A 23,169-nucleotide genomic window follows, 5' to 3' on the forward strand; every position below is an offset into this window, starting at 1 on the left:
TGTTGAATAAACCGCCTGCCTGTGTTTCCTTTCTGCGGCGACAGGGAGGAAGGAAAAATGCGCCTGGCAGTTCTGACGAGCGTTGTGGCGATCGGGGCATTGTGCGCCCCTGCAGCCTTGGCCGGCACTAAGGTGCTGGTCAAGACACGAACTTACAGCATTGCCGGAACCACCGGCGCGGCCCTGATCGAGGCCATGGATCGCAGTGGGCCGAAGCACGGCTTCATGACCCACGCCATCGCGCAGACCGGCTACAGCGTCGATGATTGGACCTTCGACGCCCATCGGGAAAACGGCGTCTGCCGCCTGCGCCAGGCCAACGGGACGCTCAATCTCTTCTATACCTATCCCAAACTAGTCTCAGCCACGTCGCCTGCGCTGCAGAAGCGCTGGAAGCGGTTCTTCGCTGGCGTCCGCGCCCATGAAGAGACCCATGGCCGCATCGCCAGACAGATGATGCGGGCCACCGAAAAGTCGGTTCGAGGGCTGACAGTCGGTGATGACCCGCACTGTTTCGAGGCACGTCGCGAGGCAAAGCGCCGGATCAATGCCATCTATGCCGAATACGAGGCAAAGCAGATCGCCTTCGATGCGCACGAGCATCGCGACGGCGGCCCTGTCGAGCACCTCATCCGCGCTTTTGTGGGCCAGTAATAAGCCAGGTCGAGATTGGACTGCGGATTTTCAGCTTCGCGTCCCGCCAGGCAGCGCCGCAAGCGCGGTCGCCGTCTGGTGCTCGTCGAGCGGCTTTTGTTCATCCGACCGTAGCGAAAACTCCACCAGCACCGGCAGATGGTCTGAGCCGGTGTCCTCAAGGGTCGACGCCGAACGGATAACGATGGCGCCCTTGCTGAAAACCTGGTCGATCGGCAGTCCGGCGAAGCGCAGGAAATCCGGCAGCCTTCTGTAGAGCCAGGTCGGCCCGACCGACGGCATTACAGTCAGCTTGCCAAGCGATGCGACGCGCCGGACGGCGGCGCTCCATGGCGCTGCGTTGCAGTCGCCTGCCAGGATCGACGTCTCGCCAAGCGAGGCGATTTCGTCAGACAACCCTCCAATCTGCCGTGATTGGTTGTGCGGCCATGGCCAGGTGAGGTGGATGGCGGCGACATCGACGTCGGTTCCGCCGAAATCGACCGTGGCGATCGCCATCGCGCCGCGGCTGTCGCAGTGCGGCTCCGTGCCTATGGCAAACGGTCGTCTGGACAGCAGCGCAACGCCGAACACGCCATTGGGATATGGGCAGAGGATCCGGTGGGGATAGGCGCCGGATAGCAGCCCAAGCTTTGCCTTCCACATCTCGGACACCTCGTCGAGGGTGATCACATCAGGCTGGGTCCGGCCGATCAGCGACAGCACCTTCTCAGGCGTTGGATTGTTGAACCTGAGGTTCATCTGCAGCAGGCGGTAGACTGGCTCGTCACCGGGTTTGGCTTCGTAGCCGGCCTGCACCTGCCATAGCCGCGAAAGCGGCAAGGCATTCGACGTAGTGGCAAAGGAGGCTATCGCAAACAGCAATGCGGCCGCGGCCTGCAGGCGAAACGAGGTGGCGAGCAGCGGCAGCGCGCAAAGCGCCATCAGCACCGAAAAATGGACGCGGAAATGAGCAAAGGAATCGAGGGCCGGATGCAGCGATCCGAAGAACCCGGCCACCAGCGCGGCCGAGAGTGCAAGCATTGCGACGAATGCCAGCGCAACCGTCATGTCCCGAACACGTGCCATCGCCTTGTCTATCGGCAGAAGTGCGGCTCAATCAAGATGACGAAATGTCCTGACCTGGACAGACACATGCGATTCGGCATTTACTGGAAGGCAGTTTCCGAAAAGCTCCTGAGTTTGCGCGAATGCAGTCGGTCCATCGGCATTTCAGCCAGCTTCTCCATCGCCCTGATGCCGATGGTCAGGTGCTGCGCTACTTGCCGCTTGTAGAACTCGGTCGCCATGCCCGGCAACTTCAATTCGCCATGCAGCGGCTTGTCGGATACGCAAAGCAGCGTGCCATAGGGCACCCGGAAGCGGAAGCCGTTGGCGGCGATCGTCGCCGATTCCATGTCGAGCGCGATCGCCCGTGACTGCGACAGCCGCTGGACCGGCCCGCGCTGGTCGCGCAGCTCCCAATTGCGGTTGTCGATAGTGGCGACGGTGCCAGTGCGCATGATGCGCTTGAGATCATATCCGGAAAGCCCGGTGACCTCGGCGACCGCTTCCTGCAGCGCCACCTGGATTTCGGCTAGCGGCGGGATCGGCACCCAGACCGGAAGATCGTCGTCGAGGACATGATCTTCTCGTACATAGGCATGGGCCAGCACATAATCCCCGAGCGCCTGCGTGTTGCGCAGGCCGGCGCAATGGCCGAGCATCACCCAGGCATGCGGCCGGAGCACCGCGATATGGTCGGTGATCGTCTTGGCGTTGGAAGGGCCAACGCCGATATTGACCATGGTGATGCCGCCATGGTTCGGCTTCTTCAGATGATAGGCCGGCATCTGCGGCAGGCGAGGGGGCGCAGCGCCCTCACAGGGCGCGCCGTCCCCCACCTTGGTCACGATGTTGCCCGGCTCGACGAACTCGACATATCCGTCACCGCCATTGGCCATCAATTCGCGTGCACGGGCCACGAATTCGTCGATATAGAATTGGTAGTTGGTGAACAGCACGAAGTTCTGGAAATGCTGGGGGCTGGTCGCCGTATAGTGCGACATCCGGTGCAGCGAATAATCGATGCGTTGCGCGGTGAACGGCGCCAGCGGCCGTGCCTCGCCCAATGCCACTTCGAACGTGCCGTTGGCGATCTGGTCGTCGGTGCCGTCGAGATCTGGCACGTCGAACAGGTCACGGATCGGCCGTTTGATGCGTTCGGCAGCAGCGCCGTCGACATGGGTGCCTTCGAGGAAGGCGAAATGCAGCGGGATGGGAGTGGTCGATTCCGAAACCGTGACGGGAACGCCGTGGTTGCGCATGATTAGCCGAAGCTGTTCGGTGAGGTAGCTTTCGAAAAGAGCAGGCTGGGTGATGGTGGTTGAGAAATGCCCCGGCGTCGGCATGTGGCCATAGGCCTGTCTCGAGTCGATTTGGGTGAACGAACTCGTGGTGACGCCGATCTCCGGATAGAAGGCCCGGTAGCGTTTGTTGTTGTCGCCGCCCGCGGCGAGCGCGGCAAATGAATCGCGCAGGAACTTGGTGTTGCGGTCGTAAAGCACCTGCAGGGTCGCGACCGCCTTCTTGGCATCGTTGAAGCTCTGTCGGCCAAACGGCTCCGGCGTGACGACCGATTCAATGGCTTGGGGATAGATTCGCTTTTCCATGACTCAATATAGAGAGTTGGACGCGCGGTTGGGAGGGGGTAAGGCGGCCTCAATACGCGCTGTCGGCGTTTTTCGGTCTGCTAACCGCGCTGCAGGCTAACCAGCAGCACAAAGCCGAGGCCTGACTTCCTCAACGCAGGCGCCTCGATCGTCGAGCCAGCATTGGTGCGCATCGTCGGCACGGCCAGTACCGGGACCGAAAGAACAGTCAGGATGAGCGCCGCGCGCGGCAGCAGCCGAAGCGTCTTGAGGGTGTTGGCGGCGAGGCGGTTCATCGGCGTTTTGCTTTTCTCTAAAGGTTCAGCTCTTTGTCGTTTCAGTGGTGAAGATGGTTCAAGCAACCGAGTCGGCAGGAACTTGCGACGTCCCAGGAGCGGGACGGCCGGCCGGCTTCGGCGACAAGGACGGCGAACAACATGCCGAACAGGCTCATCAGCAGGCAGACGATGGTGAAGCGGCGGGCAAGCATTGCGCGGTGTCTCCTTCAATACGCATGACAATGCCTTGCCCCGGCTGAACCGGCTCTGATGGCTCCGTTCATCTGGGGTTCAAAATGGTTGATGATCTCTGGGCGGGCCGCCTTGAAAGCAGCGACCTATGGCGACGCCGCGGCTGCGAGACCGATAACATGAAAACGGGGCCGACTGGCCCCGCTCACCCCTGGCAGGAATGGCACGATCAGAGCTTATGCCAGGTCTGGCTCTTGCAGATCAGCCCGCCGAGCACGCAGCCGCTCATCTTGAGCGAACTGCCGGAAAGCGATGCTTTGCCCGAATAGGTCTTGTCGGTTTCCGGGTCGGTTATGGTGCCGGCATATTTGTTGTCGCCGGCAACCTTCAGTGAACCGATGTTCTTGCCGGCAAATTTGCCGGATTTGAGCGTAATCGAAAATGCCCCGCCGCCACCCGAAATGGCGGCAGTCGATCCGGCTTGCGTTTTCCAATTGCCTTCGATCGGATCGGCCCATGCCGCGCCGGTCATCATTATTGCGGCCGCGAGGGCCAGGCTCACTTGTCGAAACATGTCTTTCCTCCCTCAGGTAAGTCCAATCGGGCTCCGTCCCGGGTGTCTGCCCCTTACGCAAACGTAAGCTAGTCCAGCTCCCGGAAAAACAAAAGCGGTGCCGCGACGGAAGGGTTGCGGGTTTTTGCCCGCTCCCGAACGGCCGCGCCGGCGAAAAATGAAACGGGCCGCACACGTCTTTGTCTTCTGTGGTTAGCGGAGTCTTGATCCGCGCCTCGCAAGTTTTCTTCAAATCTTGTGCAAACCGGCGCGATTGCTGGCTTTGTATCCTTAACGAATTTTCGCGTTTACCTCTTGTTTTAGCTTTGTTTTCCTCAAATTAAGCACGCCATTTAACGACGGATTCAAGCCTCCGGGGCATTCTCGAAAGCATCGAAAGAGCGGCCGCCCCCGACGGTAATCAAGGACACCGAGGGGCAGACGGAGACAGCTCTCGGGAGCCAGAACAGGGGATTTGAAATGGCACGTTTTGAAATGCTTGAAGCCGGCTTCGGCGCCATGGGGGCAACTGCCCAGGCCGATGTTCTTTTCGAGTTGGGCATGATGTATGCGACTGGCCGCGATTGCGAGACCGATGTCGTCGCCGCCCACAAATGGTTCAACATCGCCGCGATCAAGGGTTCGGCCCGCGCCGCGGAACTGCGCTCCGAATTGTCTGCCGCCATGTCGAAGGTCGAGATCGCCAAGGCGCTGCGCGAAGCTCGCGAATGGATGACGATGCACTGAATTCGCCGGCATCGACTTCACAAGGGTACTGACCTCACAACAGGGACGCTTCGGGTCAAGGCCGCGCAGAGGGCCGGGCCCGAAAAATCAAGGCCGCGCAAGACGGCTGAGCCAACAAGATCAAGAACACGGCGGCAAGCTGTGCAATAGACAGGGAAGGCGAGCGGGTCCTGGCGCCGATGCGTTGGGAAGCTCATGGCAAAAGCCGCGACCGGCCGGAACAAGGCTGGCGCGGCTTTGTCTTTCGGACTGCGTGTTGCAGGCCCAATCGAGGGCCGACGATGCGTCTAGACAGCCCCGGTGAAGGATGAAATTCTCCCGCCACTCTGGAAGAGGCGCGGCCGGGATGGTCGCGCGAGAGTGGAGGAGTTGTGTCACCATGAAGAAATTCAGTATTTTGAGCGCCGCCATATTTGGCCTGATGATGACCGCGCCGGTCGCCTTCGCCGACGACATCACCTTTTCGGTGGTCGGACCGATGACCGGTCAGCTTGCCACCATCGGCGATCAGTTCAAGCAGGGCGCGCAAGCCGCCGCCGACGCGATCAACGCGGCGGGCGGCGTCGACGGCCGCCAGATCAAGCTCGACATCGAGGACGACCAGTGCGATCCGAAGCAGGCGGTTTCGGTCGCCAACCGCATCATCGCCAATGGTGTCAAGTTCATCGATGGCCACGCCTGCTCGGGCTCCAGCATCCCGGCCTCCGCCGTCTACGCCGAAGCCGGTGCGCTGATGATGAGTCCGGCTTCCTCGAACCCGGTACTAACCGACGCAGCGGCGAAGGCCGGCTGGCCGACGATCATGCGCCTCTATACGCGCGACGATGCGCAGGGCGCTTTCATCGGTCCATGGATCGCCAAGAAATATGCCGGCAAGAACGTCGTCATCATGCACGACAAGAGCGCCTATGGGCAGGGCGTGGCCGATGCCGTCAAGGCAACGATGAACCAGAACGGTCTCAAAGAGATCCTCTACGAGGGCATCAACGCCGGCGAGAAGGACTATTCCGCTCTTGTTACCAAGCTCAAGGAGCTGAAAGCCGACGTCGTCTATTTCGGCGGCTATCACCCCGAAGCCGGCCTGATCCTGCGCCAGTCGGCGGAGCAGAACCTCAAGTTCCAGTTGATCATGCCGGACTCGATCGCTTCGCCGGAATTCTGGCAGGTTGCCGGTCCGGCCGGCGAAGGCACCATGTTCGTCTTCCCGTCGGATCCGCGGGCGAAGCCCGAAGCCAAGGAAGCCATCGCCAAGATCAAGGCCGGCGGCTTCGTGCCGGAGGGCTTCACGCTGTTTTCCTATGCGGTGATCCAGGCCTTCGCCGAAGGCATCAAACGCGCCGGCAGCGACGATCCGGCAAAAGTCGCCGAAGCGTTGAAGAACGGCCAGCCGATCAGCACGGTTGTCGGGTCAGTCACCTTCGACGAGAAGGGCGACCTCAAAAACGCCAGCTACGACATCAACCAGTGGCACGACGGCAAATACGCGCCGATCCAGCCGTGATGGCCGCGGCGCCGCAAGACGCGCTGCTGTAATTGAACATGGCCGGGGTCAAACCCGGCCATGTTGTTTTTGGCGACGCCTTTGTCACGCGTTCGAGATCACTTCGTGGATAGGGAAACAGCAGTCAACTGAGGTTCTTCGGCAAAGCGAACCAGCACGGTGCCGTCGGTTACCTGCGCGCCTTCGGCAGCAATCTCGGCGATAACCCCGTCATGGGGCGCGGCAATGGTGTGCTCCATCTTCATCGCCTCCAGGATCAGCAGCGGCTGGCCCTTGATCACGGACTCGCCTCTGGCTGCACGCACCAATTTGACCAGGCCGGGCATTGGAGCGCGCAGGCTGCCGGAAGCGGCGGCGGCTTCGTCGGTTCGCGCCAGCGGATCCGGCACGGCAAAACCGTAGCCGATTGCACCGTCGAAGACCGTGACGTGGCCCGGCCAGCGGGCGAGGCGAGGCGCGGCGCGGAGATCACGCGAATTGGCGCTGTCATAGGGCGCATCCAGCGCCACCTCGAACCGCCCGTCCGGCCGCACCGACACGCGCGCGCCGATCTCCTGCTCGCCAAACTTCAGCAGAGTGCGCCGCGCTACAGTGTGGAAATGCGCATAGCCGGCCAGTGACGACCAGGGATCGTCCGAGGACGGCAAGTCGCCCGCACCGGACGCGGCAAGTGCCGCGGCGGCAATCGTCTCACCGCTCGGCGGCGGAACCGCCGTCAACGCCTGCAGATGCCTGGCGATCAGGCCGGTATCGACATCGCCCGCCGCAAAATCTGCATCAGCGGCCAGCGCGGCAAGAAAGGCAGTGTTGACCGTCGACCCGGCGATTTCGGTCTGCGACAGCGCTGCGCCAAGTCCCGTGAGGGCCGCCCGTCTGTCCTTGCCGTGGATGACCAGCTTGGCGATCATCGGATCGTAAAACGGCGAAATCGCATCGCCAGCGCGCACACCGGTTTCGACGCGCATGGTCGCACCCTCCGGTGCCGGCTGCGGAAATTTCAGATGGTGCAAGGTGCCGGTCGCCGGCAAAAACCCTCTTGCCGCGTCCTCGGCATAGATGCGCGCCTCGAAGGCGTGGCCGGAGAGCGCGATCTCGCTCTGCGTCTTCGGCAGTTTTTCGCCGGAGGCTACCCGCAACTGCCACTCGACCAGGTCGATGCCGGTGACCATTTCGGTGACGGGGTGCTCGACCTGCAGGCGGGTGTTCATTTCCATGAACCAGAAACGGTCGGCCTTCAGCCCTTGCGAGGCATCGACAATGAACTCGATCGTGCCGGCGCCGGAATAGTGGATTGCCTTGGCGGCTTTCACCGCCGCGTCGGTCATCGCCTTGCGCAGTGCCGGCGTCATGCCCGGGGCAGGCGCCTCCTCGATCACCTTCTGGTGGCGGCGCTGTGCCGAGCAGTCGCGTTCGTGAAGATGCACGGCGTTGCCGAAATTGTCACCAAACACCTGCACTTCGATGTGGCGAGGCTTGTCGACATATTTTTCCACCAAGACGCGGTCGTCGCCGAACGCGGCTTTCGCCTCGCGCCGCGCGCCCGACAGTGCTTCCGAAAAATCATCGGGATGCTCGACGCGCCGCATGCCTTTGCCGCCGCCGCCGGCGCGCGCCTTGATCAGTACGGGGTAGCCTATCTCGCGCGCCTTGGAGGCGAGCAACACGATCTCCTGCGCTTCGCCATGGTAGCCCGGAACGACAGGCACGCCGGCCTTTTCCATCAGCCGCTTGGCCGCGTCCTTCAGTCCCATGGCGCGGATCGAGGCCGCCGACGGGCCAATGAAGATCAGCCCCGCCGCGACCACCTGGTCGACGAAATCAGGGTTTTCCGAAAGAAAGCCGTAGCCCGGATGGATGGCCTCGGCACCTGTGGCCAAGGCCGCCGCGATGATCTTGTCGCCGCGCAGATAGCTTTCGTTGGCGGGAGAGGCGCCGATATGCACCGCTTCGTCGGCCATTTCGACATGCAAGGCGCGATTGTCGGCGTCGGAATAGACGGCGACGCTGCGCACACCCATCCTGCGTGCCGTGCGGATCACCCGGCAGGCGATCTCGCCACGGTTGGCGATCAGGATCTTGGCGAACATCGGGCCTCCACAGGCAGAGCTGCCGCCAACGGCGCGAATTCTCGTCACGCGAACTGCGGCAATGCCCTGCTTTGTAGTCTGGCGGTCAAAGGGTAGGCAAGCGAGGCCTGCCTACTTTGAGGCCGCGATTTCGCAAGCTCCCCCGGTCGTGACCCTGTAACGGTCGCGGGTGACCTGGCAGGATTTCATCGCCATATCCTCGGCAGCCTTTTGCGAGGGCGCATTCAAGCGCGAGCCGCACAGGATGTACAACGAACGCACCCGGGAATACGGAGTGGTCGCATAAGCTGAATGGCCGCTGGCCGCCACATAGGCCTTATATGCCTTGGTGCATGGCCGATCCGCGGTCGCCGGAAAATACGGGTAGAAGCGGACGTCGCCCTTGCTTCCAGCCAGCGATTCCGCCGCGCCGACATTGGGGCTCGAGATTAGAAGCAACCCGGTTATTAGCGAGAAGACTGCTTGTTTGACGCCTATAGATTTCATTTTTCCCACCCATTGAATACGTCGAAGGCCGACGAGTGTCGGTCTATTTGGAGGCAGCTATGGCGCAGGCCCCTGCAGTCGTGACCTTGTACTTGCTGCGCGCGGACTGGCAGGATTTCAACGCCAGCGCCTCCGCAGCCTTCTGGGATGTTGCATTCAGATAAGCACCGCAAATAGTGAATTCGGTTGCCCAGTTGAATGGCGTCATCGCATAGGCCGAGTGACCGCCAGCCGCCACATAGTCCTTGTAATTCTTGCCGCAGCCTCCGATTGTACCCGGTGCAAAATAGACCGGAAAGCGGCTGTCGCCCTTGCTTCCCGCCAGCGATTCGGCGGCGCCGACATTCGGTGCAGAGGCCACAAGCAGTGCAAGTACCGACATGGTTGCTCGCTTGATTGATAAAGATTTCATTGCCAAACCCATTTGAACCCCAAACACTGAAATATATTCGCCTACTTGGAGGCAGCGATTTCGCAGCCGCCGCCAGTTGTAACTCTGTAACTGTTGCGGGCGGCCTGACAGGATTTCAACGCCAATTCTTCGGCAGCTTGCTGTGACGGTGCATTCAAGCGCGAGCCGCAGATGATGTACAGAAAACGCACCCGGGAATACGGAGTGGTTGCATAGGCTGAATGGCCGCCGGCCGCTACATAGGCCTTGTGGGCCCTGGTACACGGATCCTTCGGGCTCTGCGGCAAATAGGGATAGAAACGGGTCTCGCCCTTGCTTCCCGCCAGCGACTCCGCTGCGCCGATGCCAGGGGTCACTAATATAAGCAACCCTGCAAGTAAATGCACAGTTGTTCTCTGAAAAACCCGCCGCCTCATCTTCGCCCAATCCCCATTGGTATTTGCGATGATCAATAGCCGTGATTCTTTCGTCTGGCCAGATCGAGAAGCAAAAAATAGTCTGGAGATGTGGTGGGTTGTCTCCCGCGCAGGGTCACACCCTGCCGAGTGCAGCGACGACCCGCTGATACAATTCGGCCGTCGGCTCGTCGAAGCAGCAGAAAATGACGGTTTCCGGAACGATGTTCTGGCCGATGAAGGCGCTCACGGTCCCGACAGCAATTTGCGTCGCCTGATCCTTCGGATAGCGGTAGGCCCCGGTCGAGATCGCAGGAAACGCCACCGTCCGGCAGTCCTTTGCGGCGGCGATTTCGAGCGACCGGCGATAGCAGGAGGCGAGCAGTTCGGCTTCTCCTTTGCTGCCACCTTGCCAGACCGGCCCGACCGTATGAATGACGTAGCGCGCGGGCAGCCTGTAGCCCTTGGTGATTTTTGCGTCTCCGACCTTGCAGCCATGCAAGGTCCGGCATTCTGCCACAAGCTCGGGGCCGGCCGCGCGGTGGATAGCGCCGTCGACGCCGCCGCCTCCGAGAAGAGAGGTATTGGCGGCGTTGACGATGGCATCGACCGCCAGCTTCGTGATGTCGCCGGTTTGAATGCGAATCCTCTGGCCGGTATCGCTCATCTCACATCCTGAACACGCCGAATTTTGTCTCCTCGACCTCGGCGTTGAGCGCGGCCGAAAGGCTGAGCGCCAGCACCTCGCGGGTCTTGGCCGGGTCGATGATGCCGTCGTCCCAGAGCCTTGCCGACGAATAGAGCGGGTGTCCCTCGTGCTCGTACTTCATCAGAATCGGCTTCTTGAATTTCGCTTCCTCCTCAGCGCTCCATTCCCCGCCCTTGCGCTCGATGCCTTCGCGCTTGACCACGGCCAGCACCGTTGCCGCCTGCTCGCCGCCCATCACCGAAATGCGGGCATTCGGCCACATCCACAGGAAGCGTGGCGAATAGGCGCGTCCGCACATGCCGTAATTGCCGGCACCGAACGAGCCGCCGATGATCACGGTCACCTTCGGCACCTTGGCCGTTGCGACCGCCATGACCAGCTTGGCGCCGTCCTTGGCGATGCCGCCGGCCTCGTATTTTCGCCCGACCATGAAGCCGGTGATGTTCTGCAGGAAAATCAGCGGGATCTTGCGCTGGCAGCACAGCTCGATGAAGTGCGCGCCCTTCAGCGCGCTTTCCGAAAACAGCACGCCATTGTTGGCGACGATGCCGACCGGCATGCCGCTGAGATGGGCGAAACCGGTGACCAGCGTGGTGCCATAATTCTGCTTGAACTCATCGAACTCGGAACCGTCGACGGTGCGGGCGATTACCTCGCGCACGTCGTAGGGCTGGCGCAGATCCGTCGGCACGATGCCGTAGAGTTCATGTGGATCGTGAAGCGGCGGAATCGATTTCTGTAAGGCAAGGCTTACAGTCTTGTTCCGATTCAGGTTTTTGACGATACGCCGGCATATGGCCAGCGCATGCTCGTCGTCGAGCGCATAGTGGTCGGCAACGCCGGAAAGCCTTGTGTGCACGTCGGCGCCACCGAGGTCCTCGGCGGTGACGTCCTCGCCGGTGGCCGCCTTCACCAGCGGCGGCCCGCCGAGAAAGATGGTCGCCTGGTTGCGCACCATGATTGTCTCGTCCGACATCGCAGGCACATAGGCGCCGCCGGCCGTGCACGAACCCATGACGCAGGCGATCTGCGGAATGCCGGCGGCCGACATGTTGGCCTGGTTGTAGAAGATGCGGCCGAAATGATCGCGGTCGGGAAACACCTCGTCCTGGTTGGGCAGATTGGCGCCGCCGCTGTCGACCAGATAGACGCAAGGCAGATTGTTCTGCAATGCGATCTCCTGTGCACGCAGATGCTTCTTCACCGTCAGTGGATAATAGGTGCCGCCCTTCACCGTGGCGTCATTGACGACGACCATCACTTCGGTGCCTTCGACGCGGCCGATGCCGGCGATGAGGCCGGCCGAAGGGATGTCCTCGCCATACATCGACCATGCCGCGAACTGGCCGATTTCGAGGAAGGGCGAGCCTGTATCGAGCAATTGGGCTAGGCGTTGCCGCGGCAGGAGCTTGCCGCGGGAGACGTGCCGCTCACGCGCCTCTTCCGAGCCACCGCGCTCGATGGCGGCGGCTTTTTCAGCAATATCGGCGACTAGCGCCCGCATGCGCTCGGCATTGCCGCGGAAGGCATCGGAGGCGGACGACATCTGAGAGGTGAGGGGGGCCATGGCGCTACCGGATCAGCTCGATCTTGCAGCCGACATCGAGGTCGCCCCAATCGCGATCAGCGGTGACGGCAATGGCATTCTCGCGAATTGCCAGCGCCAGGCAAGCCCGATCGCCCAGCGACAAGCCGCGATGCCGCGTCAATTGGCGAAGCTGCCCAGCGGCGATGCCCATCGCGTCGTCGAAAACGGCGATCGGCATGCCGAGACTGGCGAGGTCGTCCGCGGCCTGTTCCATGCTGCGTCCCTTGTCGATCAGCTTGGCGATGATTTCGGCCGCATTGACCGAACTGCATTGTGCATCCGGCGCGAACCCCAAAGCATTATCGGTGCCTTGCTCGTTGAGCAGGATTGCGAGCGCCGCCGAACTGTCCATGACGTAGGGCTTCATTTCGCCCGCTTTCCTGTCGTCCCTTCGGCGTGAAGCCGGTCCAGACGCTTGTCGCTTCGACGCTGCTCTTCCCGCCGCTCCTTCAGAAATTCGTCGACGACGCTTTCACCGGGCTGTTTCAGCGTCGACAATTCGGCCTGGACGCGTCGCAGATTCTGCAGCCACGATCTTACCCGCAGCTCGCCGTTTTCGACATGAAGGATCATGTCCTCGCCAGGCTTCACGCCCATCTCCTCGCGCATCGCGGCAGGAATGACGAAGCGCCCGCCCTCGCCAAGCTTGACACGCTCGCGTTTCGCCGGAGCACGAAGCTGTGGTTGGCGAGCGCCGGCATCGAACCGTGCTTGCGGATCTTCGTCAAATCCGGACTTTCCCGTTTTGCCAGCCATGGTCCGTCTCGCCTGTGTTGTGGCACATATTCCGAAGTATGCCACATCGTGCGGCTTCTGGCAAAATCTCAAAAAGACGCCATCAGGCGCCCTCCACCATGATTTCCCGCCCGATCAGCCAGCGACGGATTTCGCTGGTGCCGGCGCCGATCTCGTAGAGCTTGGCGTCGCGCAAAAGCCGGCCGGTCGGGTAGTCGTTGATGTAGCCGTTGCCGCCCAAAAGTTGGATGGCGTCGAGCGCCATCAGCGTTGCCTTTTCGGCGGCGAAGAGAATACAGCCGGCAGCATCCTTGCGGGCCGTCTCACCGCGATCGCAAGCGGCGGCCACGGCATAGACGTAGGCGCGCGCCGCGTTCATCGTCGCATACATGTCGGCTAGCTTGCCTTGCACCAGCTGGAACTCGCCGATCGGCTGGCCGAACTGCCTGCGTTCGTGCACGTAAGGGATCGCCACGTCGAGGCACGCAGCCATCAGCCCGATCGGGCCGCCGGCCAGCACGGCGCGTTCGTAGTCGAGGCCCGACATCAGCACCTCGACGCCGCGCCCTTCCTCGTGCAGCACATTGTCGAACGGCACTTCGACATTCTCGAACACCAGCTCGCCGGTGTTCGAGCCGCGCATGCCGAGCTTGTCGAGCTTTTGCGCCACGGAAAAACCGGCAAAGGCCTTTTCGACGATGAAAGCGGTGATGCCGCGCGAATGGAGTTCCGGATCGGTCCTGGCGTAGACGACCAGCGTGTCGGCATCCGGCCCGTTGGTGATCCACATTTTGGTGCCATTGAGCACATAGCGATCATTGCGCTTTTCGGCGCGCAGGCGCAGCGACACCACATCGGAGCCGGCTCCCGATTCCGACATCGCCAGTGCGCCGACCTTCTCGCCGCTGCAGAGCGAAGGCAGATATTTTTCCTTCTGCGCCTGCGTCGCCCAGCGGTTGATCTGGTTGACGCAGAGGTTGGAATGGGCGCCGTAGGAGAGGCCGACCGAGGCCGAGGCGCGCGAAATCTCCTCCATCGCCACGACATGGGCGAGGTAGCCCATGCCGCTGCCGGCGAAATCGGGATCGGCGGTGATGCCGAGCAGGCCGAGCCCGCCGAGCTCCGCCCACAGATGTGCCGGGAATTCGTTCGAGCGGTCGATCTCGGCGGCGATCGGTGCGATCTTTTCCTGGGCGAAGCGCCGCACCAGGTCGCGCAGCGCCTCGATGTCTTCGTCAAGCCCGAAGTTGAGCGTATGCGTGTACATGCCGTTCCTCCCGGCGCACGACCGCGAAAATCGGGATCATGCGCGAAATCAAAGTGCTGCAGCGTCCGTTGCGCGCTCGAATGGACGCACGGCGCCGTGGCTCGTCCTCGCGCCATCGCTCTTTGCTCCAACAAGGCGCATTGTCATTGCTAGATATGTAGCGGTGACTTCGGCGATCGACAGCCGTTCGCCCGGCCGGAACCAGACGATGACGCCGGTCATCATCTGGATCAGCGCCATGGCGGTGAGCCCGGTGTCTTCGATGCTGAATAACCCCCCTTCGACGCCGTCGCGCAGGATGGCGCGCAGCTCCTTCTCGTAGGCCGTGCGCATGCGCAGGATCTGCGTGAGTTTTTCATGCGACAGGCTGCGCAGCTCCATGTTCGAGACATGGGTGGAGTGGCGGCGTTCGATATGGAAAGCGATGTGGTTTTCGACATAAGCGGCAAGCCGCGCTGCCGGATCGGCGCCGACAGGGCGTGTTGCGCGCCACGCCTCGATCAAGCCTTCCATATGCTCACGCATCAGCATGAACAGAAGGTCCTGCTTGGTCGGGAAGTAGCGGTACAGCGCCGCTGCCTGGACGCCGACCTCGGCCGCCAGTTGGCGCATCGACATCGCCTCGTAGCCAAGACGCGCAATCAGGCTGACCGCCGCCTCGCGGACCGCAGCTTCGGTCTTCTCTCCGTCGGAACCGGTCGTACGCGCCATGACAAGCCGCCTTTTCGCGGACAATAAAACAAACGTTCAATTAATTCAAGAACCGAGGCATGTCCGGGCAGGGCAATGGCTTCAGATTTGCTCTATCTGCACCCTGGAGAATTTTGTGCGATGGAAGCGAATGAGCAGGACCATGCCTTGCTAGGCAACAATCCTGAAATCGGCCGACGTGTCGCGAGCCTCGATCTCTTCGACATCGACCTTTGAAACCGCTGCCCCTGGCGGCCCTTGCCAAAACCGTTCGATCATCGTCGAGACCGCCGCCCCGGTTCCTGCAATCAAGGCTGTCACCGAGCCGTCAACTTCGTTGCGCACCCACCCGGCAAGGCCAAGCGCCGACGCCTCGCGCCGCACCCAAACCCGGTAGCTGACGCCTTGCACCTTGCCGTATATGCGTACCTGCACCGTACGATCGGTCATCGCGCTCTCCATCCTTTGAGTCGAGTCTGGCGCATCGCCGCGCAAATTCAACCGCGCAACGTGCATCGAAGGTTTCTCTCCGGTCGCTATCCGCCAGATTTCGCACTGCGAGATGGGTGGCGCCTCCACCGATGATTGACTAAGTCAAATAATAGGCGATCATGGCCCTGACGGAGCGGTCCGTCCGAAGGAGGTCGACATGCCGGCCGATCGGAATGCCCTTGTCGCGGAGATACGTGGCTTCAATCGCTTCTACACGCGCCTGATCGGGCTGCTCGACCTGACCTTGACGCACAGCGCCTATACGCTGGGCGAGGCGCGGCTGCTGTTCGAATTGGGCGGCCGATCCCGCGCTGTCGCCAATAGCGGCGGTGAGGCAGGGTTTCTTGCACGGGCGTTCCACCTCGATCTCCGGCCGGCGGCCTCCGAAATCGCTGCCGAACTCCGGCTCGATCCGGCCTATGTCACACGCGTCCTGAGGAGGTTCGCCGCCGCTGGCCTGACCGAGACACGCTCTGACCCAGCCGATCGGCGCAGACGTATCCTGTCGCTGACCGCTCGCGGAAGTGCTGAGCTCGCCAGGCTTCAGGCTGCGGCGGATCGCGACCTCGCCCGGCTGACGGCCGGCCTCGCCGATGACGCGGCTGCCGAATTATCGGACGCCTTGAAGTGCGTCATGCGCCTGCTCGGGGAGAAATAGCGGGCAGCACTGGAATCCCGGCGTTGCGCTCTTCAGTTCCCCCGCGCTGCCGCCAGTGCGCCAGGCAGTTCCTCGGCAAAGATGTCGAGCTCGTGGTCGAGGCCGACACTGACCCGGATGCAGCGGTCGAGAACCGGCACCATCGGCTTGCGGATGAAGACGTCGCGTGATAACAGCGTCTGCAGCACTTTCAGTGCGAAAGCGCCGTCGCGGCCGCAGTCGATGGTGACGAAATTGGTCGCCGAAGGCAGCGGCTTCAGCCCGTTCGCTTCGGCTATTGCGGCGATACGCCGGCGACCGGCGGCGACCCGCGCCACCACGCTATCCAGCCAGGCCTGATCGGCAAGCGCCTCGACACCGGCGATCTGCGCCATGCGGCTGACGCCATAGTGGTTGCGGATCTTCTCGAAGTCCCGAATCACCTGGGCCTCGGCCACCGCATAGCCGCAGCGTATGCCGGCCAGCCCATAGGCCTTGGAGAAGGTGCGCATATGAATGACGTTCGGCCGCGCCACATCGATCGGCGGCAGCGCTGAGGCTGGCCCTAATTCGCCATAGGCTTCGTCGAGCACCAGCATTGTGGTTTCCGGCAAGGCTTCGATGAAGCGGCTGAGCTCGGCGGCTTCCCACCAGCTGCCCATCGGATTGTCCGGATTGGACAGGTAGACCAGTGGCGCCTTTTCCCTGGCCACTGCCGCCAGCAGGCCGTCGAGGTTTTCCCGATCGTTCTCGTAGGGCACTGCGACCAGCCGGCCGCCGACGCCGGCAACATGAAAGTTGAAGGTCGGATAGGCGCCGCGCGAGGTCACCACCGCATCGCCCGGCGCCACATACATGCGCGCAACCAGGCTGAGCAGCCCGTCTATGCCTTCGCCGACGACGACGTTTTCGGCGCCGACGCCGAGATGCCTGGCCACGGCTACCTTCAAATCGTGATTATCGGGGTCGCAATACATCCACATGTCGCCGGCAATCTCGGCCATGCGGGCAACGACGCGCGGCGAAGGGCCAAAGCTGCTCTCATTGGCGCCGATGCGGGCGCGAAAGGCGCGGCCGCGGTCGCGCTCCTGCGCCTCAGGGCCGACAAACGGCACTGTAGAAGGAAGCGCGGCGATAAGTGGCGTAAGGGGAGGGCGCATGGCAAAGGCTCGTTCGAAAAGGGGCCTTCTTGCTAGCCTGCTGGCTGGGCCTGCGCAAGTTCCAGGGCCAGCGGCAACGGTCAGGCTGGATTCTACCGGATCATTTTGCTAGCGAGACATGATGAGCAACCGACTGCCGCCCGCTTGGTCCAAGCACATAAAGTCCCGCCCGGCACCGAAAGTGCAGCCGCCGAAGGCGAAACCGCCGTCGCGCGCGCAAGCCGACGATGCGCTGCTGAAACAGGCGTATGGCTTGCAGCAGGCCAAGAGGTTGGCCGAGGCTGAGGAACTGTGCCGTCGCGTGCTGGAGCGCACGCCCAACCATCCCTTGGCTTCGTATATTATGGGCACGCTATTCATCGGGCTCGACGATGAAATGGCGCTGCGATATTTGGCCCGAGCCGTCGGCGAGGAGCCTCAAAACCCCTATTACCACCTTAGTCTGGGTGAAACCTATCTGAAAGTCAGCGAATATTCGCCCGCAATCAGGCATATTCAGCAAGCATTGAAGTTGAAGCCCGATTTGCTGGAAGCGCTTTGCGCGTTGGGACGCGCTTACGTCGAATTCGACAAGGCTGACATGGCTGTCCCGGTTTACGAGAAAGCGCTCAAGATCAACCGCGATCACCCTCGCGTTCGGACAGGACTGGCCAGCGCACTCACCGGTCTCGGTCGCGTGGACGAAGCCGAAGTCTATCTGAAAGAAGCGATCGAACGTCGCATCGCGATGCCCGCTGCCTATAACGAGCTTGTGCATACGCGCAAATTCACCGAAGAGCCGGCCGAACTTAAGTCCATCCTGCGCGAACTGGGCTATCCAAAGCTTGACCCGGACAGTGCGATGAGACTTCATCACGCAGCCGGCAAGGTGCTGAACGACCTTGGGCGCTACGAAGACGCGATAGATCATTTCAAGAAAGGCAAGCAGGCCGCAGGCTATAAGTTTGATCTGGAAGCCTATCGCCGCTGGGTCGACTCTACGATCGAGCTCTTCAACCCGGACATGGTGGCTGCCAAGGCGGGTCATGGAAGCCCATCGGAAGTGCCCGTGTTTGTATTGGGAATGCCCCGGTCGGGGACCACCCTGACCGAGCAGATTTGCGCGAGCCACCCGGATGTTCACGGCGCAGGAGAACTGAGCAAGCTAAGGCGAGCCGCAAATGCTATCGGCCTCACGAAGGTTCCGTCACGAGCCTTGGCCCAATCGATTGTGCCGATCACCCCTGACATGTCCAAAAGGTTGGCCGAGGAGCATTTGTCATACCTTCGTGAGCGTGCGCCGACCGCACTTCGCGTCGTCGACAAAATGCCCCAGAATTTCGAACTGATCGGTCTCATAGGCCTCCTCTTTCCCGACGCGCGGATTATTCACTGTCGCCGCGACGCCATCGACAATTGCCTCTCGTGTTTTTTCCAGAATTTCTCCAAGGGACACAGCTACATCGCCGACCTGCAGACGCTCGGGCTGTACTACCGTGAATATGATCGCCTGATGCGACATTGGGACAAGGTTTTTCCGGGACGCATCTTCGAAAGTCGCTACGAGACGCTGGTTGCGGATCAGGAGGCACAATCGCGCCGTCTGATTGATTATCTTGGATTGCCCTGGGACGATGCCTGCCTGCGCTTCTTCGACAAGGAGGGATCGGTCAACACGGCCAGTCGCTGGCAAGTCCGGCAGCCGATCTACAGTTCATCTGTCAAGCGCTGGAAAAACTATGAGAGCGCAATCCAGCCGCTGATCCAATCGCTCGGCGATCTCGCCGGTGCCTGAGTTCCACGGCCGGCGGCAACGGCCAGGCTGGATTCTCCCGGACCATTTTGCTAGCGAGACATGATGAGCAACCGACTGCCGCCCGCTTGGTCCAAACACATAAAGTCCCGTTCGGCGCCGAAAGTGCAGCCGTTGAAAGTGAAATCGCCCTCGCGCGCGCAAGCTGACGACATGCTGCTGCGACAGGCGCTCGAACTTCAGCAAGCCAAGCGGCTCCCGGAGGCGGAGGAATTATGCCATCGCGTTCTCGCCCGCACGCCCAACCACCCGCTTTCGCTCTACATCCTCGGCACGTTGGGGCTCGGTATCGACGACGAGTTGGCTCTCAAATATTTTGCGCGGGCAGTAAGCCAGACGCCTCAGAATCCATATTTCCACCTTAGCCTGGGAGAGGCCGGTCTGAAGCTTGGCGACAGCTTGCTTGCGATCAGGCACCTGCAGCGCGCCTGCGAATTGAAACCCGATCTGGTGGAAGCGCTTTGCGGACTGGCGCGTGCCTACGTCAACTTCGACAAGGCCGAGATGGCTTTGCCCCTTTACGAGAAGGCGCTAAAGATCAACGGCGACCATCCCATGGTCCGGATTGGTCTGGCTGGTGCGCTCACCAGCCTCGGCCGCATGGACGAAGCCAGAGCCTATCTCGATCAGGCAATAGAACGTCGCGTCGATGTTGGGGCAGCCTACAATTACCTGGTCGACACGCAAAAGTTCACCGAAAAACCTGCCGAGCTCGACTCTATCCTGCGCGAACTCTCCAATCCCAGGCTCGAACCCGTTGCTGCATCGCAGCTCCACCACGCGGCAGGCAAAGTGCTGAACGATCTTCAGCGCTATGAAGAGGCGATAGATCACTTCAAGAGGGCGAAAAAGGCCGCTGGTCACGATTTCGACCTGGAGTACTACCGCCGAAGCGTCGATTCCATGATCGAGATATTCAGCCCATCACTATTGGAAGCCAAGGCTGGCCACGGCAGTCCGTCTGAAGTGCCTGTGTTTGTGCTGGGCATGCCCCGGTCGGGGACGACGCTGACCGAGCAGATCTGCGCGAGCCATCCGGATGTCCATGGCGCCGGAGAGCTTACGAAGCTGCGGCGAATCGCGAACTCGATGGGCTTTAGAATACTGTCGGATGAGGACCTGCGCAGTTCGATTATGTCGATGACGAGGGACCAGTCGAGGGCGCTGGCCGAAGAATACCTGTCTTATCTGCGCCAGCACGCGCCTGCCGCGCCCCGCATCGTCGACAAGATGCCGCACAACTTCGAGTTTATCGGCGTGATTGGAATTCTCTTTCCCAACGCACGCGTCATTCATTGCCGGCGCGATGCCATCGACAATTGCGTCTCCTGCTTCGTCTTGCATTTCACCAAGGACCACGGCTACAACGCCGACCTTGAGACTCTCGGGTTGTACTACCGCGAATATGATCGCTTGATGCGGCACTGGGACAAGGTCTTTCCCGGACGTATTTTCGAAAGCCGCTATGAGACGCTGGTTGCGGATCAGGAGACGCAATCGCGCCGTCTCATCGATCATCTCGGCTTGCCTTGGGACGATTCCTGCCTGCGCTTTTTCGAGAGGAGCGGATCGGTCAATACCCCCAGCCGCTGGCAGGTCCGGCAGCCGATCTATAGTTCATCCGTCAAACGCTGGAAAAAGTATGAGAGCGCAATTCAGCCGCTGATTGACGCCTTGGGCGATCTGGCTGAAATTTGAACAAGTAGGATGCGCCCGATCGGCCGAGGTCGATCGTGACTTGCTGTCGAGATACATTGATCCGGTAGGCCAGCTCTTCAGATCGGCCCAAGTTTTTCTTTTGCACGAACAAGCGTGCGGAGCGAGCATTGCATTCGACCAGCCCTGCGATCGGCTGCTCAGCAGCAGCCTGCATTATGCATCGAAAGTTGACAGCTGCGTCGCGCCGATACGAAAAACCCGGCGGTTGCCCGCCGGGTTCAATCTCAATCTAGCTCGGACTGTTAGAATGAGCGCTGGAAGCGGAGCATGCCGCCGACGCTGTCCTTGTCGTCGGCATTGGTCCAGTTGCGATCGTAGGCTTTGTCAAACTGACCGTCGCGGGCCCAATCGACTTCGGCAGTGATCGTGAGACCGGGAACGATATCGTAGGCAATGTTCGCGGCGACGCCGTAGTTTTTGTCATCGTCAGCCGACGCCTGGAGGTTGAACGAGGTCTTCTCGTTTATGGTGTAAGTGCCACCACCCCAGACTGCCCAGTTGCCGCCCCATTGCTTGTAGAAGTTGCGGTCGATGTTGTCGTCAGAGCCGTAACCGGCCATGAGGAACAGTGTCAGGTTCTGTATCGGCGTAACGTCGACGCGAACCTTGCCGGCCCACTCTTCCCAGGTGCTGTCATAGGCGGCGACACCGGTGATCGAGCCCCAGCCCTGCGTGTATTTGATACCGCCGACGACATACGGGACATAGCTGTCGATGGAATCATTGCCGCTGTTGCTGTCTTGGAAAATGCCAGGATCCGCGGCGGCACTGCCCGAACCGGTTTCCAACGAAGCCACGGCCGAGAAGCCGTTTCCGGCATCGAAGTAATACTGGACGACATTGGTGTCGAAGCCGCCGTAGGGGACCAGCGTATCCTGGATGACGTTGCCGGCATAGCCGATGAAGGTATCGAAGGCCGATTCGTCCTTGCCAACGCGCAGACCACCGAGCTGCACCCAGGCAAAGTTCAGCGAAACGCTCGTACCGCCATTGAAGTTGTCATCAAGGTAATCGTTGTGGTTACCCCAGTTGAAGCGCGTCTCGGTGTAGGTTTTCAAGGTGCCGAGCTCGGTTTCCTGGCCGGTCCAGGTCTTGAGCGTGAAGCGGGCGTGCTTGTAGTAGGTATCCTGCGAGTCGCCGTCCTGCTGATCGGTAGTCTTTGCACCGTCAAATGAGCCGACGTCACCGATGCCGATGTCATAGCGGACGTAGCCGCCGATGCGCAGGCAGGTCTCGGTGCCGGGGATGTAGAAGTAGCCGGCGCCGTAGACGTCGCAAATCTTGACGTATTCGGCGGGTTCCGGCTCGGCGACCACAACAGCGTCGGCGGCGCGCGCACCGGAGACCGCGACGAATGCCGCGGCTGAGCCGAGAAGAAGGCTCTTGATATTCATTTTCTGACCTCCAGTCAGAATCGGGACGGAGGTCGGCGAAAAGCAGCTCGTTGGGTTTGTTTTTATTTATATTTCAAATAGATAGGTCCTAAGGCCGTCAGTGAGGCCGTGTCGGCCAAAAACGTTTACTCGCAAAGGCCTTGCCCGAACCGGTCTTGAAATATCGCTCGAGTTGCCGTGCGTTGGCCTCGGTTTCAACCCCGATGTAGGCCTTCAAGATTGCAGGCAGATAAGCCTTAGTCGAAGTCACATCGCCTGATCGGTGCGAATCAAAACGGCGTCAAAGATCGTTGGTCGATCCGACATAGACATCGCCGTTACGGAGTTGCAGAAAATAGACGTACCACATGGTCCCCCTACGCTACTTCGTAGCTTCGGGCGACACCCTACGCCCAAAATGCGGCTTCGGGTGGCCTGCCACCCGAAGCCCGCAGGGCGTAGGGTGGCGGAGAGGATGGGATTCGAACCCACGAGAAGCTTTTGACCTCTACTCCCTTAGCAGGGGAGCGCCTTCGACCACTCGGCCACCTCTCCGTTGCGCCGGTGGATAAAGAAAAGCGCCGGCACAATCAACAAGCTGACGCTATTATCCTTGAAAAATCGACCCTTCGCCAAAGCGCCGCGCGGCGATGTGGCGATTCTACGGCAATTCCCTGGTTCGCGACTCGGGCCATGGTCACATTTCGGGCCGACCATCGCCGGAATCCGCGGTTTGCAACGGCTTGCGAAGGGCCGTTGGTTAACGGGAGCTTTCGGAGTGAGGCCAAATCGTGTCATTTGTGCAACAACGCCGGGGTATAGCGCCAACACAAACCTTTTGCCGGTACGATCGTGGTTGAACGCCGCCGTCTCATGGGTAATGTCGGGTTTGAAGGAGCGGCGCGGTGCGCATCTTTTTCGGTAGTGGGGATGGGGCAGGGAACGCTGTCCTTCAGCAAAGAATACCCAGACCCGTTTTTTAACTTTTGACTGGAGGTCAGAAAATGAACATCAAGAGCCTTCTTCTCGGCTCCGCTGCGGCACTGATCGCAGTTTCCGGTGCGCGCGCCGC

At 61.0% G+C, this 23,169-nt stretch carries 24 protein-coding genes and 1 tRNA gene; 6 read left to right on the forward strand and 19 right to left on the reverse strand.

Annotated elements, in window-relative coordinates:
• The first annotated feature begins 57 nt into the window (after positions 1–57).
• Positions 58–654: a DUF922 domain-containing protein gene (locus NKJ28_RS16010; RefSeq protein ID WP_352454346.1), complete on the forward strand. Its 597-nt coding sequence runs from the start codon at positions 58–60 to the stop codon at positions 652–654.
• A 30-nt stretch (positions 655–684) separates the two neighbouring features.
• On the opposite strand, the gene NKJ28_RS16015 is transcribed toward NKJ28_RS16010, so the two are convergent.
• The 5 genes from NKJ28_RS16015 to NKJ28_RS16035 all read right to left on the reverse strand — a co-directional run bounded on the left by NKJ28_RS16015 (position 685) and on the right by NKJ28_RS16035 (position 4,328).
• Positions 685–1,722 (reverse strand): endonuclease/exonuclease/phosphatase family protein, encoded by a 1,038-nt coding sequence (locus NKJ28_RS16015; protein ID WP_352591950.1) that lies wholly within the window; start codon positions 1,720–1,722, stop codon positions 685–687.
• 80 nt (positions 1,723–1,802) lie between these two features.
• Positions 1,803–3,305, reverse strand: a complete 1,503-nt coding sequence (locus tag NKJ28_RS16020) for an AMP nucleosidase (protein ID WP_352636423.1) — start codon at positions 3,303–3,305, stop codon at positions 1,803–1,805.
• An 80-nt stretch (positions 3,306–3,385) separates the two neighbouring features.
• Positions 3,386–3,580, reverse strand: a complete 195-nt coding sequence (locus NKJ28_RS16025; protein ID WP_352454349.1) for a hypothetical protein — start codon at positions 3,578–3,580, stop codon at positions 3,386–3,388.
• Positions 3,581–3,621: 41 nt separating this feature from the next.
• On the reverse strand, positions 3,622–3,774 hold the full coding sequence (locus NKJ28_RS16030; RefSeq protein ID WP_023677802.1) for a hypothetical protein: 153 nt from the start codon (positions 3,772–3,774) through the stop codon (positions 3,622–3,624).
• Positions 3,775–3,983: 209 nt separating this feature from the next.
• On the reverse strand, positions 3,984–4,328 hold the full coding sequence (locus NKJ28_RS16035) for a DUF2147 domain-containing protein (protein ID WP_023677801.1): 345 nt from the start codon (positions 4,326–4,328) through the stop codon (positions 3,984–3,986).
• Between the two features lie 459 nt (positions 4,329–4,787).
• On the opposite strand from NKJ28_RS16035, the gene NKJ28_RS16040 reads away from it, so the two are divergent.
• Both NKJ28_RS16040 and NKJ28_RS16045 read left to right on the forward strand, forming a co-directional pair.
• Positions 4,788–5,054: a sel1 repeat family protein gene (locus NKJ28_RS16040; RefSeq protein ID WP_352636424.1), complete on the forward strand. Its 267-nt coding sequence runs from the start codon at positions 4,788–4,790 to the stop codon at positions 5,052–5,054.
• 379 nt (positions 5,055–5,433) lie between these two features.
• Positions 5,434–6,555: a branched-chain amino acid ABC transporter substrate-binding protein gene (locus tag NKJ28_RS16045; protein WP_352636425.1), complete on the forward strand. Its 1,122-nt coding sequence runs from the start codon at positions 5,434–5,436 to the stop codon at positions 6,553–6,555.
• A gap of 98 nt (positions 6,556–6,653) precedes the next feature.
• On the opposite strand, the gene NKJ28_RS16050 is transcribed toward NKJ28_RS16045, so the two are convergent.
• From NKJ28_RS16050 to NKJ28_RS16095, 10 genes are all read right to left on the reverse strand, one after another.
• Entirely contained in the window at positions 6,654–8,642 is a 1,989-nt protein-coding gene (locus tag NKJ28_RS16050) for an acetyl/propionyl/methylcrotonyl-CoA carboxylase subunit alpha (protein ID WP_352636426.1), read from the reverse strand.
• Positions 8,643–9,171: 529 nt separating this feature from the next.
• Positions 9,172–9,552, reverse strand: coding sequence for a hypothetical protein (locus NKJ28_RS16055; RefSeq protein WP_245274740.1), 381 nt, complete (start codon positions 9,550–9,552; stop codon positions 9,172–9,174).
• A gap of 29 nt (positions 9,553–9,581) precedes the next feature.
• The gene (locus tag NKJ28_RS16060; RefSeq protein WP_352636440.1) at positions 9,582–9,956 is read right to left on the reverse strand and encodes a hypothetical protein; all 375 of its coding nucleotides are present in this window, start codon (positions 9,954–9,956) and stop codon (positions 9,582–9,584) included.
• A 115-nt stretch (positions 9,957–10,071) separates the two neighbouring features.
• A complete protein-coding gene (locus NKJ28_RS16065) occupies positions 10,072–10,602 on the reverse strand; it encodes an O-acetyl-ADP-ribose deacetylase (RefSeq protein ID WP_352591969.1) in 531 nt (176 codons plus the stop codon).
• Position 10,603: 1 nt separating this feature from the next.
• The gene (locus tag NKJ28_RS16070; protein ID WP_352636427.1) at positions 10,604–12,211 is read right to left on the reverse strand and encodes a carboxyl transferase domain-containing protein; all 1,608 of its coding nucleotides are present in this window, start codon (positions 12,209–12,211) and stop codon (positions 10,604–10,606) included.
• Positions 12,212–12,215: 4 nt separating this feature from the next.
• The gene (locus tag NKJ28_RS16075) at positions 12,216–12,599 is read right to left on the reverse strand and encodes a type II toxin-antitoxin system VapC family toxin (RefSeq protein ID WP_023677795.1); all 384 of its coding nucleotides are present in this window, start codon (positions 12,597–12,599) and stop codon (positions 12,216–12,218) included.
• Complete coding sequence (locus NKJ28_RS16080) at positions 12,596–12,988, reverse strand: AbrB/MazE/SpoVT family DNA-binding domain-containing protein (RefSeq protein ID WP_352591975.1); 393 nt, start codon at positions 12,986–12,988, stop codon at positions 12,596–12,598. The genes NKJ28_RS16075 and NKJ28_RS16080 overlap by 4 nt, the downstream gene beginning before the upstream one ends.
• A gap of 82 nt (positions 12,989–13,070) precedes the next feature.
• Positions 13,071–14,234, reverse strand: a complete 1,164-nt coding sequence (locus tag NKJ28_RS16085) for an isovaleryl-CoA dehydrogenase (protein WP_352636428.1) — start codon at positions 14,232–14,234, stop codon at positions 13,071–13,073.
• A gap of 48 nt (positions 14,235–14,282) precedes the next feature.
• Positions 14,283–14,945: a TetR/AcrR family transcriptional regulator gene (locus NKJ28_RS16090; protein WP_352591978.1), complete on the reverse strand. Its 663-nt coding sequence runs from the start codon at positions 14,943–14,945 to the stop codon at positions 14,283–14,285.
• Positions 14,946–15,095: 150 nt separating this feature from the next.
• A complete protein-coding gene (locus NKJ28_RS16095) occupies positions 15,096–15,374 on the reverse strand; it encodes an acylphosphatase (protein ID WP_023677791.1) in 279 nt (92 codons plus the stop codon).
• A 199-nt stretch (positions 15,375–15,573) separates the two neighbouring features.
• Here NKJ28_RS16095 and NKJ28_RS16100 point away from each other — a divergent pair, with 199 nt between their 5' ends.
• On the forward strand, positions 15,574–16,074 hold the full coding sequence (locus NKJ28_RS16100; RefSeq protein WP_023677790.1) for a MarR family winged helix-turn-helix transcriptional regulator: 501 nt from the start codon (positions 15,574–15,576) through the stop codon (positions 16,072–16,074).
• Between the two features lie 32 nt (positions 16,075–16,106).
• On the opposite strand, the gene NKJ28_RS16105 is transcribed toward NKJ28_RS16100, so the two are convergent.
• Positions 16,107–17,213, reverse strand: coding sequence for a pyridoxal phosphate-dependent aminotransferase (locus tag NKJ28_RS16105; RefSeq protein ID WP_352636429.1), 1,107 nt, complete (start codon positions 17,211–17,213; stop codon positions 16,107–16,109).
• A gap of 121 nt (positions 17,214–17,334) precedes the next feature.
• Between NKJ28_RS16105 and NKJ28_RS16110 the strand changes: the two genes are divergently transcribed.
• Together NKJ28_RS16110 and NKJ28_RS16115 are read left to right on the forward strand one after the other, a co-directional pair.
• Positions 17,335–18,987 carry a tetratricopeptide repeat-containing sulfotransferase family protein gene (locus NKJ28_RS16110; protein WP_352636430.1) on the forward strand — a complete coding sequence of 551 codons (1,653 nt, stop codon included), beginning with the start codon at positions 17,335–17,337 and terminating at the stop codon, positions 18,985–18,987.
• A 63-nt stretch (positions 18,988–19,050) separates the two neighbouring features.
• Positions 19,051–20,703 carry a tetratricopeptide repeat-containing sulfotransferase family protein gene (locus NKJ28_RS16115; RefSeq protein WP_352636431.1) on the forward strand — a complete coding sequence of 551 codons (1,653 nt, stop codon included), beginning with the start codon at positions 19,051–19,053 and terminating at the stop codon, positions 20,701–20,703.
• 263 nt (positions 20,704–20,966) lie between these two features.
• Here NKJ28_RS16115 and NKJ28_RS16120 read toward each other — a convergent pair whose 3' ends face one another.
• From NKJ28_RS16120 to NKJ28_RS16130, 3 genes are all read right to left on the reverse strand, one after another.
• Positions 20,967–22,118, reverse strand: coding sequence for a porin (locus NKJ28_RS16120; protein WP_352591993.1), 1,152 nt, complete (start codon positions 22,116–22,118; stop codon positions 20,967–20,969).
• Between the two features lie 443 nt (positions 22,119–22,561).
• Positions 22,562–22,652 (reverse strand) — tRNA-Ser (locus tag NKJ28_RS16125).
• Positions 22,653–22,891: 239 nt separating this feature from the next.
• Positions 22,892–23,169: hypothetical protein (locus NKJ28_RS16130; protein ID WP_352636432.1), on the reverse strand; the 278-nt coding region annotated here is incomplete at its 5' end.

Origin of the sequence: Mesorhizobium sp. M0145 (assembly GCF_040322355.1) — a bacterium.
Lineage (GTDB): Bacteria > Pseudomonadota > Alphaproteobacteria > Rhizobiales > Rhizobiaceae > Mesorhizobium.